Origin of the sequence: Streptomyces phaeofaciens (genome assembly GCF_014648915.1) — a bacterium.
Lineage (GTDB): Bacteria > Actinomycetota > Actinomycetes > Streptomycetales > Streptomycetaceae > Streptomyces > Streptomyces phaeofaciens.
In genome coordinates, this window is sequence record NZ_BMSA01000025.1 from 120,676 (window position 1) to 135,669 (window position 14,994).

Consider the following 14,994-nt stretch of genomic DNA (forward strand, 5'->3'; position numbering starts at 1 on the left):
AACGCGTCCGCGGATGGCGCGGGTCCATGCCCGGAGGGTCGGTCGGAGTACGGCTGGCCGTGATGGCGATGATCGACGCGGTGGGCACCGGTGCCTTCCTGGCCGTCTCCGTGCCGTTCATCACCAGGTCGGTCCACCTGTCGGAGGGCGACCTCGGTCTCGGCCTGGCCCTGTCCGCCGCCATCGCCCTGGGCACGGCCATCCCGATCGGCGTCCTGGCCGACCGGATCGGCCCGAAGAAGGTGCTGGTCGGGGTGAGCCTGTGGCGCTGCGCCTGCTTCGTCGTCTACCCGCTCGTGCAGAACCTGTGGCAGTTCCTGACCGTGGTGTGCCTGCTCGGCCTGGTCGACAAGGCCGCGGCACCGATGGAACAGGCCCTGGTCGGGCAGGCCACGGCGACCGACGACCGGGTCAGGGTGGTCGCGATCCTCCGGTCGCTGCGCAACGTCGGCTTCACCGTCGGCGCCCTCCTGGGCGCCATCGGGCTGCTGATCGACACCCGCGCGGGGTACAGCGCGATTCTGCTGGTCAACGCCGCCTCCTTCGCCGTGCTCGCGAGTCTGGCCTCCCGGCTGCCGGTGCTCAGTGCGCCGGCGAAGAGCCTGCGCCGGCGTTTCTCGGTCAGTGTGCTGCGCGACGGATCGTTCCTGTCGTTCACCGGCATCAACGCCGTGCTCACCATGCACATGACCCTGCTGAGCATCGGCATCCCGCTCTGGATCGTCGGACACACCGACGTCTCCGCAGCGCTGATCTCGCCCCTGGTGGCGGTCAACACCGTGCTCGCCGTCGCCCTGCAAGTGCGGGCCAGCCGGGGAACCGACACCATCGCCGGCGCAGCCCGGGCCCTGGTACGGGCCGGCATCTCCCTCGCGGTCTGCTGCCTGCTGCTTGTCGCGGCGCCGAAGCTGCCGGTCGTCCTGGCCGTCGGCGTGCTGCTGCTGGCCATGGTCGCGCTGACCGGCGGCGAGTTGTTCCAGTCCGCCGGTGGCTGGGGCGGCTCCTATCTGCTCGCGGTGCCCGGCCAGGAGGGCGTCTACCTCTCGGTCTTCTGGCTCGGCGTGGCCGTCCAGCAGATCGCGGCACCGGTCCTGGTCAGCCTGGTCGTCACATCCGGCACCACGGGATGGGTCGTGCTGGCGGCGCTGTTCGCCGTCTGCGGCTTCGCCGCGCCCGTCATCGGCCGATGGGCACAGGCGCAGGCGGACAGCAGACCTCGACCGGACCCGAGCCTGGCCGTGGCCCCGTAACCACCCATGCATGCCGGCCCTGTGGCCGTGTTTCGGCACAGTTGAACAACAACCAAGGAGAGACATGTCCGTTCCGCTGTATGTTCCGTCCGGCGAAGGCGAGTTCGTCAACATACGGGACACCAAGAGGACGTACCTCAAGCTCACCACGGCGGACTCCGACGGCGAGTTCGGCTTCTTCGAGCACCACATGGCTCCGGAGGCGAGCGGCGCCAGCCCGCACATCCACAAGAACTCCACCGAGATGTTCTACGTGGTGAAGGGCGAGATCGAGTTCACCATCGGCGACCGCAAGGTCGTGGGTGAGCCCGGCGCGTTCGCGTACATCCCCAAGGGCGAGCCGCACGGCTTCACGAACCGGGGCAACGAGGACGCCACTCTGCTGATCATGTTCTACCCGATCTACAACCGCGAGGACTACTTCCGCGGCCTGGGGCGTCTCACGGCCAACGGGCGCAACCCCAGCCTGGAGGAGCTGCAGGAGCACATGGCGAAGTACGACCAGTTCATGGTCTGACCCGCGCACCCGCGCACCCGCGCCGACGAACGGGGCCTGGCAGCGATTCCGCCGCCAGGCCCCGTTGCTCGTACCGTCGTCAGTCGCTCGCGCTGTCCCTGTTGCGGAAGCGCCACTGCAACTCCCGCACCTGAGCCGCGAGTTCCGGCACGGGACCCGCCACCGCGAGACCCGGGACGACGTCCTGGACGGAGAGCGGACTCAGGGGCGAGGTGACGGGCACGCCCCACTCGGCCTTCCAGTCCCGAGCCTGCTGGGACGAGCTCGCGTAGACGATGCGGCCCAGTCCGGCCCACCCGTGCGCGGCCGCACACATCGGGCAGTGCTCACCCGAGGTGTACACGGTCGCCGTCGCCCGCTCCTCGGGGCTCAGGTGGGTCGCGGCCCAGCGGGCGAGCTCGAATTCGGGGTGGCGGGTCGGGTCGCCCGTGGTGGACTCGCGGTTGCGGTCCTCGGCAAGGATCTTGCCGTCCGCGTCGACGAGTACGGATCCGAACGGCCAGTCGCCGGCCTCCACCGCCTCGGCCGCCAGCTCGATGCAGCGGCGCAGATAGGGCAGTTCGGCCTCGGCGACGGTGGTGGAGCGGTCGGTGCCGCGGGCGGTGGCGGGGTCGGTGCCGCGGGTGGTGCCGCGGGTGGTGCCGTTCTCGGGAAGGTCGTGGTCGTTGAGGGCCACTGTGACTCCGTCTCTCGGGGAAGTGTCGGCTACGGCCGGTGCGCGGCGACGGTCGCCAGTGCCTGCCACGCCGCCTCGGGCCGCAAGGTCTCGTTCGGATCGCCGTGGTAGGGATCGAGCAGCACGGTTTCGGCACCGGCTCGGCGCAACTCCTCGATGTCCTCGAGAACCTGCTCGAGGGTGCCCTCGCCGGCCCGGCGATCCGGGCCGGGCTCGACCGGCTTTTCCGTGAGCCGGAGAAAGATACGCGGCGCCAACTCCGGCACCGGCCGATCGAGCTCGGCGGAAATGTCCTTCAGCCGCTCCACGGCCTCCCTGAACCAGGGCATCGTGAACCGCAGTGGATGCCATGGAGAACCAAGACGCACGGCCCGCCGTTTTGCGGCATCGCTGTTGCCGCCGACCCAGATCGGAATCTGTCCGCAGCGATAGTCGGCGTCGTTCTCCCAAGCAGTGCGGATGATCCGCAGGTGTTCGTCGGTCAGAGCACCGCGCCGTTCGAACGGGATGCCCAGCGCCTCGAACTCTTCTCGGGCCCAGCCGACCCCGACGCCGAGGATCAGTCGCCCGCCGCTGAGTTGCTGGAGGTTGGCCGCCATGCGGGCGACCAGCAGGGGGTGCCGGTACGGCGCGATGAGAACCGTCGTACCCAGGCCGATCCTGGTCGTGATTCCGGCCAGCCAGGAGAGAGTTGTGACAGGTTCATAAAATGGAGCGGGATATTGTTTGGCGACATCCGAGGTGATCGCCACATGGTCGGAGAGCATCAACAGGTCGAAACCGAGGCCCTCCAGGGTTTTGGCCCATCGGGCCAGGTTATCCGGGTTCGCGCCCGGACCGAAGTTGGGGACATTCACACCGATCCGCATGACCCCCACACTAGCAACTACGCATCAACTGGGTGCAGTTGTCGTGCGGTTGTCGGCGAAGCTTCCGGTGAAACGAATGCACGCGAAGTGGCGGCAATTCACTTGTCCTGCACTGCACCGCAATTCCGGGAATCCGGCCGGCGTGCTGTGCGGAGGTCCAGGAGGAGAAATGCGGCCAGGACGGCCGCCGTCGCCGGGTAGAGGGCGGACGGGCCTCCGAGGGCGAGCAGGGGACCGCCCGCGAGCGAGCCGATTCCGGTACCGCCGTCGAAGGCGACGTTCCACGCGACCCCCGCCACGCCGAGACCGCCGGGGCGATCGCCGACCGCCTGCATGGCGAGCACCAGGGTGGCGCTCTGGACCGCGCCGAAGCCCGCTCCGAACAAGGCGGTACCGGACAGCAGGAGAGCCGGCTCGTGATCGGCCGCGCACGCGGCAGTGCCGAGCGTCGTGACCAGAACGGCGGGTACCAGCACCTGGCGGCCTCCGTACCGGTCGATGAGCCACCCGGCGCCGAGCCGGGAGAGCACGGTGGAAGCCTGCGTGGCGAGCAGCGCCTCGGGTGCCGCCGAGGCGGTCAGCGGCAGAAAGGTGAAGACGACGCCGTAGGCGGTGGTGGAGGCGGTCTCCACCAAAAGCGGGCCGGTCATGGGGCGCAGCGACCGCCATGTTCCGTGCAGGGTCCGCGGCCGGCCGGAGCGAGGTCCGGCCGGGCGGGCGGGCGCTCCGGCACGGGGGAAGCCGAACGAGCCGACCAGGACCAGAGCGGCCGTGCCCGCCGCCAGGGCGAAGGCGAGCGTGTACGCCTCCCGCCGGGCCAGGGCGATGCCCAGCGGAGCCCCGAGGACGCCGGCGACACCGACCACCGCGCCGTACCAGCCGATGGCTCGCCCCCGGTTGCCCGACGGGAACAGCTCGGCGGTGAAGGTGACACCGGCGACGACGAACAGGCCGAAGCCCAGCCCGCGTACCACCGCGAGGGCGGACAGGGTGGGCAGCGTGGAGGCAGCCGGCAGCGCCAGGCACGGCAGCCCGAGCAGCGCACCGCTCAGGGCGAGTGAATGCCTCCGTCCGAGGCGGGCGAAGAGCCACGGCGTGAAGGGCTGGACGACCAGGGTGGCCGCCATCAGGGTGGCGGTGAGCGCTCCGGCACCCGACGGCCCGGCGCCGGAGCGGACGGCGTACGCGGGCATGGCGGAGAGCATCAGGTTGAAGCCGGCGAAGCCACCGAACGCGGCGAGCAGTGCGCCGGCCATCGCTGCCCGCCTCCGCCCGGCGGCGGGTGCCGGGCAGCGATCGGTCGACGGTGACGACTCTGCCGGCGTGATCATCGCAGCCCGGCTGTGCGAAGGAGCCTGGTGCGCATCGAGGGCCGGTACGGGTTACGGAAGCCGTACCGCACGTCCAGGCGTGGCGGGACAGGCACGTCGCCGATGTCGTACAACCCGCCCTCCTCCCTCTTGCAGGATCGCGACGCCACGATGGGCGATGCCGCCGGACACGGGGGTTCGGCGTCTCCGTGGCGAGGACAGGGCCAGGTTCGGCCGAACTCGCTCCGGGGCCCCGGCAGGTGGCATCGGCAGGGCCCGGAGACGGCAGCGGATCAGGAGTTGTCGAGCGGCAGCCCGGGCGGGTTGACCTCGGACTTGGCGACGGCCTCGTTGGAGAGGTTCCAGGCGGCCAGCCACTTGGCGTACTGACCGTTCTCGATCAGGTGGTTGATCGCGTCGGCGACCGGCTTGGCGAGGCCGCTGTCCTTCTTGGAGGTGGCCGCGATCAGGCCCTGGAGGGAAGCGCCGGCGCCGGAGAAGGTGCCCGCGTTGGCCGTGGGCTTGTTCGTCTTCGCGGTCTGGGTGATGTGGTACGAGATACTCGGGTTGGGGCCGAAGTGGGCGTCGATTCGACCGCTGTTGAGCGCCAGGTAGACGCCGTTGTTGTCCGGGAAGTGCTTGATGGTGAGCTTCTTGCCCTCACTCTGCAGCTTTCTCTGCCATTCGATGAGGATGCGCTCCTGGTTGGTGCCCGAGCCGACCGAGACGGTCTTGCCGGCAAGGTTCTCGTAGTCGCCGTCGAACTTCCAGTTGCTGGACTTCAGCACCTCGAAGGCGAGGTTGTCCTGCCGGTAGGAGGCGAACTCGTACTTCTGCTTGCGCTCCTCGGTGTCGGTGACGTTCGAGAAGGCGACGTCCACCTTGCCGCTGTCGATGCCGATGAAGAGGTTCTCCCAGGTGAAGTTCTTGCTCTCCGGTTCGAGGCCCAGGACGGCGGCGACGAGGCGGCCGATGTCGGTCTCCGAGCCGGTGAGGGTCTTCTGGTCGTCCCCCACGTAGTCGAGCGGGGCGGAGCCGGACGGCAGTGCGCCGTGCCCGATCACCAGCTTGCCGCTCTTCCTGATGGCATCGGGCAGCTCGGCGCTGATGGACTTGACCTCGGACACCTTGAGGGTGGTCTCCTTGGCGGCACCGTTCGAGAACTGACCGATGGTCACACTCCCGGAGGCGGCGCTGTCCGTCTTGGTGACGGCGTCACTGTCACCACCGCAGGCGACGAGCCCCGTGGCGAGGGTGGCGACGGCAGTCGCCGCGGTGATGCCGCGTATCAGGCTGCGCCGGGTGAAGTGGGTAGACATGGCCGTTCCTTGTCGCTCGGGAGAAGGTGGTGGCGTGGGGGGAAATTCGTGGCTGCGCCGTGGGGTCGCAGTGGAAGGGCATGGGTCGGACGACCTTGTTCAGGACGACCTTGCACAGGACGCCGCTGATGGCGCCGGTCGAGTGCGGGTGACGCGAAGTCCTCGATGACGGCGAGGACCTCACCGTCCCTGGTCAGGCCATGGGCTGCCGCACCGGCTCCACGCCGATGACCTTGCGGTAGGCGCGGTCGCCGTAGTCGTAGTCGTCCACGGCATGGTGTCAGGTCGCCCGGCTGTCCCGGAGGGCGAAGTCACCCGTCGCCGGGGTCGCCTCCTGCCGGGCAGGTGAGGGCGACGTCAGACAGGGCGACACGTCGATGTGTCGACGCGCGCCAGGTCCACGTACAACCTGCGGTACAGCAGCACTGGGATGCTCACCCGTCATGTCTACCAGGCAAGTTCGAGGCGGATCATTGCAGGGACATGAATCTTCCGGGCCGATGGATGGAGTTGTGACGGTTCTGGGCGGAGCACCGGTGGTGGGGGTGGGCGTGAGGGGAGGAAGTGATATGACTGCATGAGCTGTTAACTTACGTGCATTTAGGGGGAGTTGATGGTGAGCGTGGGGCATATTCCGCTGGAGGGCGGCGGGAGGATCCTGTTCGAGGCGGAGTCGCTGCCGGAGGCTGCGGGGCCTGTGAAGGCCGGGCGGGTGGCGGATGCGGTGCGGGAGTTGCCTGGGACGCTTCAGGATTCCCTGGCACCTGTGCGGGAGCTGGCGCAGGCGGTGGTGGCGCAATTGCGCGAAGCCGGTCCGGCCGAGGTCGAGGTGGAGTTCGGCGTGAGTCTCTCCGCGCAGGCGGGTGCCGTCATCAGCAAGGGGGAGGCAGCGGCTCATCTGAAGGTCCGGGTGCTGTGGCAGCGCGGGACGGACTCGGGCGACGCGGCGTGAGCGGGGGAATGTGACGATGGGGGGCGGACTTCCCTCAGGGCGTGGCGCGCGCCCGGGTCGCGGCGAAGGTCCCGCAGTCGACGGTCATGCTCCGGGCTCCTGGGTGCCCTTGGCGGTTGTGCAGGTCCTGGCCGGGGACGGTCGGGTGGTCGGGGCCGGGTTCCTGGCCGGTGACGGCGTCGTCGTCACCTGTGCGCACGTCGTGCGCGCCGCCGACGGTGGTCCGGGTGGCCGTGTGGAGGTGCGTTTTCCCCATCTGCCGCAGGCGCCCGTGGCGGCGGGCACGGTGCTGACCGCCGGAGCGTGGCGGGCCCCGGAGGCGGAGGACGTGGCAGCCGTGCGGCTGGAGAGCGTGCCGTTGCCGGCTCGTCCCGCACCGTTGGGCTCGGCAGCGGGTTGCCGGGGGCACCGGGTGTTCTCGTTCGGATTTCCCGCCCAGGCCCCGGAGCGGGGGCATTTCGGCTACGGCGCCGCCGGTGATCTGCTGCCCGCGGACGGGGCGGGCACGATGTTGCAGCTGACGCAGGCCAACGACCTGACGACGGGCTTCAGCGGCGGACCGGTGGTGGACGAGGTGACCGGCCTGGTGGTGGGCATGGTCACCGCGATCACCGCCCCGGACGCGCACCACAGAGGGCTGGGCATTGCCTACGCAACTCCGGCCGAGGTGCTGCGCGAGGTGGTGCCGGGACTGGCCGAGCAGCAGGTGTTCCCGTATCGGGGTCTGGAGCCGTTCAGTGTGCGGGATGCCGCCTGGTTCCACGGCCGCGGCGCGGCGGTGGACAGTGTTCTGGAGGCGCTGCGCCGTCACCGGCTGGTGCTGCTGCTGGGCCCCTCCGGTGCGGGTAAGTCCTCCCTGGTCCAGGCCGGGGTGCTGCCCGCGTTGACCGACGGCCGGCTGCCGGGCAGCGATCGCTGGCTGCCTCTGGTGGCCCGCCCGGGCCAGGACCTGCCGGCCGGACTGGAGCACGCCGGCCTGCTCGACGCCGGGGCCGACGGCATCGGGCCGGCGGTGGAGCGCCGTCTGGCCGCCGAGCCTGACCGTGATCGTCTGGTGGTGGTCATCGACCAGTTCGAGGAGCTGCTCACCCGGCCGCCCGCCCCTGACGGCCGGCCCGACCCGCGCCCTGACGCCGTGCGCCAGCTGACGGAAGTGGCCGCACAGGCCCCGGTCAGCGTGGTCATGGTCATGCGCGACGACTTCTACCCCCGCCTGGCCGCCCTCTTCCCCCAGCTGCTGGAGGCGGCCACACCCGGACTGGTCAACATTCCCGCCGCCCTCGGTGTCGGCGAGTTGCACGACATCATCACCCGCCCGGCCCAGGATGCCGGTGCGCGTATCGAGGACGGGCTGCCCGAGCGTGTCATCGAAGACCTCCGCGCCGCGGACCCCGACCGCAACGCCCCGGCCACCCTTCTTCCTCCCCTCCAACTGGCGCTGCACCAACTGTGGGAGCGTCGAGTCGACGGCCGCCTCACTCATCAGGCCTACCAGCAGATCGGCGAGGTCACCGGCATCCTGGCCGCCTGGTGCAACAACGCCCTCGACCGACTGCCCGCCGAGCACCGGCCGACCGCACGACGCCTCCTCACCGCCCTGGTCCGTCCGGCCGACGAGGCCCACGCCATCCCGGCGACCCGCCAGCAAGTCCCTCTCGACCGGCTGCGCGCACTCGCCGCAGACCCTCAGCTCGCCGGCCACTCGGCCGACGCGGCGTTCACCGGCGTCCTGGCGGCCCTGACCCGCGACCGCATCATCATCACCGGCACCGCGTCGCGGCCGGACAGACCGGGTGAACCCATGGCGGAGCTCATCCACGACGCGCTGCTCCGCGACTGGGGAGACCTGCGGGAGTGGATCGCCCGTGACCACCGCTTTCAGACCTGGCTGCACCGCGTCACCGATCAGAACGTTCGCCACATCGCCAGCGGACTGCCCGCGGACCTGCTGGCCGGAACCGACCTCGCCGAAGGACTGGAGTGGGCCCGACAACGCCCGCTCCCCACCGACATCGCCGCGTTCCTGACCGCGAGCAGCAAGCGGGAGCAGGCCACCGTCCGCCGTACGCGGCGCCTGAACGCGGTCCTCGCCGGCATGCTCGCTCTCGCCCTGGTCGCCGCGGGCCTGGCACTCTGGCAACGTGGTCAGGCCATCGACGCCCGAGAAGCCGCTGTGGTGACACAACATCAGGCGGAATCCCGGCAGTTGGCCGCCCAGTCCCGGGCGCTGCTCAAGACCGACCCGGATCTCGCCTCGTTGCTGGCCGTGCAGGCTTACCGAATCAGCCACACCGACGAGGCTGCCGTCAGCCTCTTCGACGCCGGCGCCACCGGCCTCAAGGGCCTCTTCACCGGCGTTGCCGGCGTGGGGAAACGGGTGGCGTTCGCACCGGACGGCCGCACCCTGGCGATCGTCGCGAACCACACGGTTCGGCTCTGGGACACCGCGACCGGTGAAAGGCGCGCCGACTTCAGCGACCGGATCGACTGGGCGACCGGGGTGACGTTCTCACCGGACGGCAAGACCCTCGTCACCACCGGGGGGAACCTGCCGCAGCTGTGGAACGCGGCCACGGGCGAACAACGCGACATCCCGACCGGCCACATGGGCTTCGCGGACAGCGCCGTGTACTCGCCCGACGGCAAGGTCCTCGCCACCGTCGGCCTCTCGGACGTACGGCTGTGGGACATGCCGAGTGGCAGGAAGCGCCACACACTCAACGGCAATGACGGCTCGACGGAGACGCCGGCGTTCTCACCGGACGGCAAGACCCTCGCCACCACCGGCGAGAACGGCACGGTCACGCTCTGGGACACCGCCACCGGCAGACAACGCGACGTCCTCACGGGGCACAAGGGCCGGGTCAACTCCGTGGCGTTCTCACCGGACGGCAGGACCCTCGCCACCGCGGGCCTGGACAGCACCCTGCGCATGTGGGACCCGGCCACCGGCAGACATCTCGGCACCCTCTCCCTCGGTACGTGGGCGACCTCCGCGGTGTTCTCCCCGGACGGGCGGACCCTGGCGACCGCCGGCCGCGACGAGGTGGTGCGGCTGTGGGACACCGCCACCTACGTGGAACGCGGCACCCTCACCGGCCACGAGGGCGAGGTGGACGTGCTGGCGTTCTCCGCGGACGGGCGGACCCTCGCCAGCGCGGGCAGGGACAAGACGGTCCGGCTCTGGGACACCACCACCGGCGCGCCACGTCTCGCCTTCACCGCCTACGACGGCCACACGGTGCACTCGGCGGCATACTCCCCGGACGGCAAGAGCCTGGCCACCGCCGGCTACGACGGGGTGGTGCAGGTGTGGGACACCGCCACCGGCGTGGAACGCGGCACCCTCACCGACGAGGATCTCTCCGTGAACTCGGTGGCGTACTCCCCGAACGGAAAAACCCTGGCCACCGCCGGCAGCGACGGGGTCGTGCGGGTGTGGGACACCGCCACCGGCGAGGAACGCGACACTCTTTCCCACGAGGACCATTCCGTGAGGTCGGTGGCGTACTCACCGGACGGCGGAACCCTCGCGACCGGCGACGACGACGGCACGGTACGCCTGTGGGACACCGCCACGGGCACCGAACGCGACACCCTCACCGGCCACAAGGGGTCGGTGACGTCGGTGGTGTTCTCGCCGGACGGCAAAACCCTCGCCACGTCGGGCGAAGACGGCACAGCCCGGCTGTGGGACACCGCCACCGGCACCGAACGCCACGTCCTCAAGGGCCACGACGGCAGCGTGGAGGCGGTGGCGTTCTCCCCCGACGGCCGGACCCTCGCCGGCGCGGGGAGCGATGAGGCGGTACGACTGTGGGACGCAACCACCGGCGCCGAACGCTCCACCCTCACCGGCCACAACGGCGTGGTGAGTTCCGTGGCGTTCTCCCCGGACGGCAAGACCCTTGCCAGCACCGGTGAGGACAAGACCGTGCGGCTGTGGGACACGGCCACCGGCGCGCAGCGTTACGCCCTCCTCGGCCACAGAGGCTTTCCGAGCCTGGTGGTCTTCTCTCCGGACGGCCGGACCCTCGCCAGCGCCGGTGACGGCGGGGAGGTGCGGGTGTGGAACGTGGCACTGCCCGACGCGGACGACGACGTGCGGAAGATCTGCCAGGCCCTCGGCCGGGACTTCACACGGGCCGAACGTTCCCAGTACCTGAAGGGACTGCCGATGGACCCGGTCTGCCCGGCAGCCGCTTCACGAGGACGGTGACGCTCGGCCGGCAGAGGTCAGGTCGACTCCCGGATCACGAGTTCGTTCGGCATGATCACTGGGTCCGTGGGGCCGCCGTCGATGAGGCCGAGGAGCAGGTGGACGGCGGCGGTGGCCTGATCGGCCATCGGGCTGCGCACCGACGTGAGTGAGGGGCTGGTGTAGGAGGCGGCTTCTATGTCGTCGAAGCCGACGACGGCGACGTCTTCGGGGACTCGTCGTCCCGCCTGGTGGAGGACGCGCAGGGCGCCGATCGCCATCAGGTCGTTCGATGCGAACACGGCGTCGAGCTGGGGCTCGTCCTCGAGGAGTTGGCGCATGGCCTCGGCGCCGGAGATCCTGGTGAAGTCGCCGAGCGCCACGATGGAGCGGCGGCCGGTGTCACGCATGGCCTGGCGGTAGCCGTCGAGGCGTTCGCGTGCTTCGTACAGTTCGAGTGGTCCGGTGATGGCGGCGATCCTGCGTCGGCCCCGTTCCAGGAGATGGTGCACGGCGGTTGCCGCTCCGCCGGCGTTGTCCAGGGCCACGTAAGGGATGTCCGGTGCGTTGGTGCGGTTGAAGGAGACGACGGGCAGGTGTTGCCGGACCAGTGCGGCCGGCAGTGGGTCTGTGCCGTGCAGGGCGATGAGCAGGGCTCCGTCCACGTGGCCGCCGGCGATGTACTGCTCCACCCTGGTGCGGCTCTGGTCCGATTCGGCGAGCATGAGCACGAGGCGTTTTCCGGCGGTCTCGAGTTCTCTGCTGATGGCGCGGACCACGGTGGAGAAGAGGGGGTCGTCGGAGACCACTCCTTGAGGGGGGTCGCAGACGACGACCGCGAGGGTGTCCGTGCGGCGGGTGACGAGGTTGCGGGCCGCGCCGTTGGGCACGTAACCCAGTTCGTGGACCGCGCGCATGACGACATCTCGGATCTGTGGGGCGACCGTCGTCTCGCCGTTGATGACGCGGGAGACGCTTGATTTGGATACGCCCGCCCGGGCGGCGACTACTTCGAGAGTGGGCCGTTTCACCCTTGTTCGTCCCTCTTTTCGCCACCGGGGATCGTTTTCATGGAGCGTCTTGTCATAAGGGCGACCTCCGGCTCTGCGTCGTGGCGATGCATGCAGCGTATCCGCAGGCCTGGGCGCGTGGCTGCGCTTGCGTTCTCCTGCACCTTTGCGCCATGGCGATGCCGACGCCCTCCCCGCGCACAAGATCAGGAAGCGTTCCCTCCGAACGACAGGCTCGGCAGGGCGCCGTTTTTTCAAGGTGAACAAGGCTATTGACAGCTTCTGACAGCCCCCTCATTCTCCCTTGAGGGAGCGCTCCCCCACTCCCACTCGAGGAGTCGCCCCTGCAAACGCCGCTGCGCCGCGACGACTTGCTCATGGCCGTCACGGCCTCACCCCTGCCTCCCGCAACCTCCCGCACCCCCTGCTCCACCCTGCTCTCCGGGAACGGTCCTCACCCAGAGGTCCGCTCGTCACGGGACGAGCCCTTCACCCGGATCCGACGCTCGTGAGGAAGTGAGATGCGCAGACAACCCGCCCATCCGTACACGTTGTTAGTGGGCACTCTGGTGGTCCTGCTGGCCGCCGCCCTGAGCTTGACGGCCTCGCCGCAGCAGGCGCGGGCCGCCACGGTCACCGTCCAGGCCGAGTCCTACGCGGCCCAGTCCGGCGTCGCCGTGGAGGCGACCGCGGACTCCGGCGGCGGTCAGAACGCGGCCTATCTCGCCGACGGCGACTGGATGCGCTTCGACAACGTCGACCTCGGCGCCGCCGGCCGCCTGACGGTCTCGGCCCGCGTCGCGTCCGCCACCGGCTCGGGCACGGTGGAGTTGCGCACCGCGAGCCTGAACGGTCCACTGCTCGCGGTCGTGCAGACCTCCCCGACCGGCGGCTGGCAGAACTGGGTGACCCGCACCACCGACGTCACCAGCCACCCCACGGGCCCGCAGACGGTGTTCGCCGTGCTGCGCAGTGCGACACCGGGCGACTTCGTCAACATCAACTGGTTCTCCTTCGTCGGCGGCGGGGACAGCCCGACGGCCGGATGGATCCCCGTCGACCAGGCCCAGTGGAACGCCCAGTTGGCGCAGTTCCGTGCGATGACCCCGGCCGCGGTGCCCTCCGGCGTGGTCCGGGTCCCGGAGTTCAACGCCACCTGCGCCTACAGCCACTCCAAGCCGGACGACCCCATCGTCCTGCCGGGCCTTCCCGGCGCGTCCCACATGCACAGTTTCTTCGGCAACAAGAGCACCGACGCGTTCTCCACCACGCAGTCCCTGCTGGCCAACACGCCCACCAGCTGCACTCCTGCCAAGGACCTCTCGGCCTACTGGATCCCCACCCTGTACGAGGGCGACAGGGCCGTCGAAGCCGAGGGCATGATCGTCTACTACGGTTCCCGGCTCCCCGACCCCACGGCGACCGTGCCCTTCCCTCAGGGATTCCGCATGATCGCGGGCGACGCCAAAGCACAGGCGCCCACGCCGGCGGGATCGCCCGGCCAGTTCTGGTGCGCCGGTGAGGGCGGCGAGATCGGCCGCAGCGCCGACGGCAACTGGCCGGTCTGCGCCCCGAAGGCCCACCTCACCCACCAACTCGTCTTCCCCGACTGCTGGGACGGCAAGAACCTGGACAGTCCCGACCACAAGTCACACGTCGCGTTCACCTACGACGGCAAGTGCAGCGGCGCCTACCCGGTCGCCATCCCCAACCTCTCCTTCGTCGTCAGCTATCCGACCAGCGGCAGCACCGCGGGCTTCCGGCTGGCCTCGGGCATGGCGTCGTCGATCCACGGCGACTTCTTCAACGCCTGGGACAACGCCGCTCTCGGGCAGCGCGTGAAGGACTGCATCACCCAGAAGGCCAAGTGCAACTCCGCCGGCACGTTCTGACCCTGTGGTCGGCATGCGCCGTCGCCATGGCGCTGCTGGCTGTCGGCTGCACCTCGCAGCCGGCAGCCGGCACGTCGCCGGCAGCGGCGTTCAGCGCCACCGACACCGCGTGGATCCAGCTGATGGTGCCCATGAACGAGCGCGCGCAGCTCCTGACCGATCTGGCTCCCTCACGCGAGGGAGATCCGGCTCTGACGGCGCTGGCGGCCAAGACCGGATCGACCTTGCGCCAAGACCTGCGACGTCTGCACGCGCTGCTGGAACTCTCCGGAGTCCCTGACACCCGCCCCCACGAGGGGCACACCATGCCGGGCATGGTCAGCCTCGACACCCTCAAGAGCGCGGGCTCCGCAAGCGGCGGGGCGTTCGACCGCATCCTCGCCGACGCCCTGCGCGCCCACTTCACGCAGACCCGGATGCTCTGCGCAAGCGAGCGAACCCAGGGCAAGGCCGGGAAGGCGAAGGAACTGGCCGCGGCCATCGCGCGGAGCACGGCCGAACAGACCTCATGGCTCGACACACTCCGTCCGGCCGAGCCCGCGAGGCCGGACGGCACAACGGCGGCGACGCGGCCGTAGGAACGCAACGCCAGGCAGCGGCGGCCGAGCAGCGGTGCCGCGCGTGACCGACCGGCTCGCTGTGGACGCGGCATCGACGAGCTGCCGCGTACGTCTTCGGCTGCCGCCCCGGGCTCGCCGGGGCGGTGGCCGGAGACCTGAGCCGCTTCCGCGTCGGCCCGACGACGCGCCTCAGCCGACGAGCGAGCGGCGCCCGGCGGACCTCATCGTCGCTGTGAAGCTCTCCGGCCTTGTGACTCGCGCACCTGGTGCCGAGCCGGCCCGAGGGTTGCGCCCCTGCGCGGACGTGCTGTGGTCGAGCTTGGGTCCCGACCGCGTCGGGTACGGCTCTGACTGGCCGGCCCGCGTACTTGCTGCCGCTGAGCCGCTGCCTTGGGGGCAGACCGCCCCCATCGGGATACGCATGCCCCCGGGACGCACCCC

General features: G+C 70.2%; 11 protein-coding genes. 6 read left to right on the plus strand and 5 right to left on the minus strand.

Going from position 1 to position 14,994, the window contains the following annotated elements:
* Nucleotides 1–26: 26 nt before the first annotated feature.
* A complete protein-coding gene (locus IE275_RS33925; protein WP_189716328.1) occupies nt 27–1,250 on the plus strand; it encodes an MFS transporter in 1,224 nt (407 codons plus the stop codon).
* Between the two features lie 64 nt (nt 1,251–1,314).
* On the plus strand, nt 1,315–1,767 hold the full coding sequence (locus IE275_RS33930; RefSeq protein WP_189716330.1) for a cupin domain-containing protein: 453 nt from the start codon (nt 1,315–1,317) through the stop codon (nt 1,765–1,767).
* A 79-nt stretch (nt 1,768–1,846) separates the two neighbouring features.
* Here the strand turns inward: IE275_RS33930 and IE275_RS33935 are convergent, their stop codons facing one another.
* From IE275_RS33935 to IE275_RS33950, 4 genes are all read right to left on the minus strand, one after another.
* Nucleotides 1,847–2,326, minus strand: a complete 480-nt coding sequence (locus IE275_RS33935) for a nucleoside deaminase (RefSeq protein ID WP_229870874.1) — start codon at nt 2,324–2,326, stop codon at nt 1,847–1,849.
* 146 nt (nt 2,327–2,472) lie between these two features.
* Nucleotides 2,473–3,312, minus strand: coding sequence for an LLM class flavin-dependent oxidoreductase (locus tag IE275_RS33940; RefSeq protein WP_189716334.1), 840 nt, complete (start codon nt 3,310–3,312; stop codon nt 2,473–2,475).
* A gap of 98 nt (nt 3,313–3,410) precedes the next feature.
* Nucleotides 3,411–4,568, minus strand: a complete 1,158-nt coding sequence (locus IE275_RS33945; RefSeq protein WP_189716336.1) for an MFS transporter — start codon at nt 4,566–4,568, stop codon at nt 3,411–3,413.
* Between the two features lie 347 nt (nt 4,569–4,915).
* The gene (locus IE275_RS33950) at nt 4,916–5,941 is read right to left on the minus strand and encodes a transporter substrate-binding domain-containing protein (protein WP_189716338.1); all 1,026 of its coding nucleotides are present in this window, start codon (nt 5,939–5,941) and stop codon (nt 4,916–4,918) included.
* Between the two features lie 613 nt (nt 5,942–6,554).
* Here IE275_RS33950 and IE275_RS33955 point away from each other — a divergent pair.
* Nucleotides 6,555–6,893, plus strand: a complete 339-nt coding sequence (locus tag IE275_RS33955; protein WP_189716340.1) for a CU044_2847 family protein — start codon at nt 6,555–6,557, stop codon at nt 6,891–6,893.
* Nucleotides 6,894–6,909: 16 nt separating this feature from the next.
* Entirely contained in the window at nt 6,910–11,112 is a 4,203-nt protein-coding gene (locus tag IE275_RS33960) for an nSTAND1 domain-containing NTPase (RefSeq protein ID WP_189716341.1), read from the plus strand.
* 17 nt (nt 11,113–11,129) lie between these two features.
* Here IE275_RS33960 and IE275_RS33965 read toward each other — a convergent pair whose 3' ends face one another.
* Nucleotides 11,130–12,122 (minus strand): LacI family DNA-binding transcriptional regulator, encoded by a 993-nt coding sequence (locus IE275_RS33965; protein WP_189716342.1) that lies wholly within the window; start codon nt 12,120–12,122, stop codon nt 11,130–11,132.
* 500 nt (nt 12,123–12,622) lie between these two features.
* Between IE275_RS33965 and IE275_RS33970 the strand changes: the two genes are divergently transcribed.
* Nucleotides 12,623–13,993 (plus strand): DUF1996 domain-containing protein, encoded by a 1,371-nt coding sequence (locus tag IE275_RS33970; protein WP_189716343.1) that lies wholly within the window; start codon nt 12,623–12,625, stop codon nt 13,991–13,993.
* A gap of 26 nt (nt 13,994–14,019) precedes the next feature.
* Nucleotides 14,020–14,571, plus strand: coding sequence for a DUF305 domain-containing protein (locus IE275_RS33975; protein WP_189716344.1), 552 nt, complete (start codon nt 14,020–14,022; stop codon nt 14,569–14,571).
* Nucleotides 14,572–14,994 lie beyond the last annotated feature (423 nt).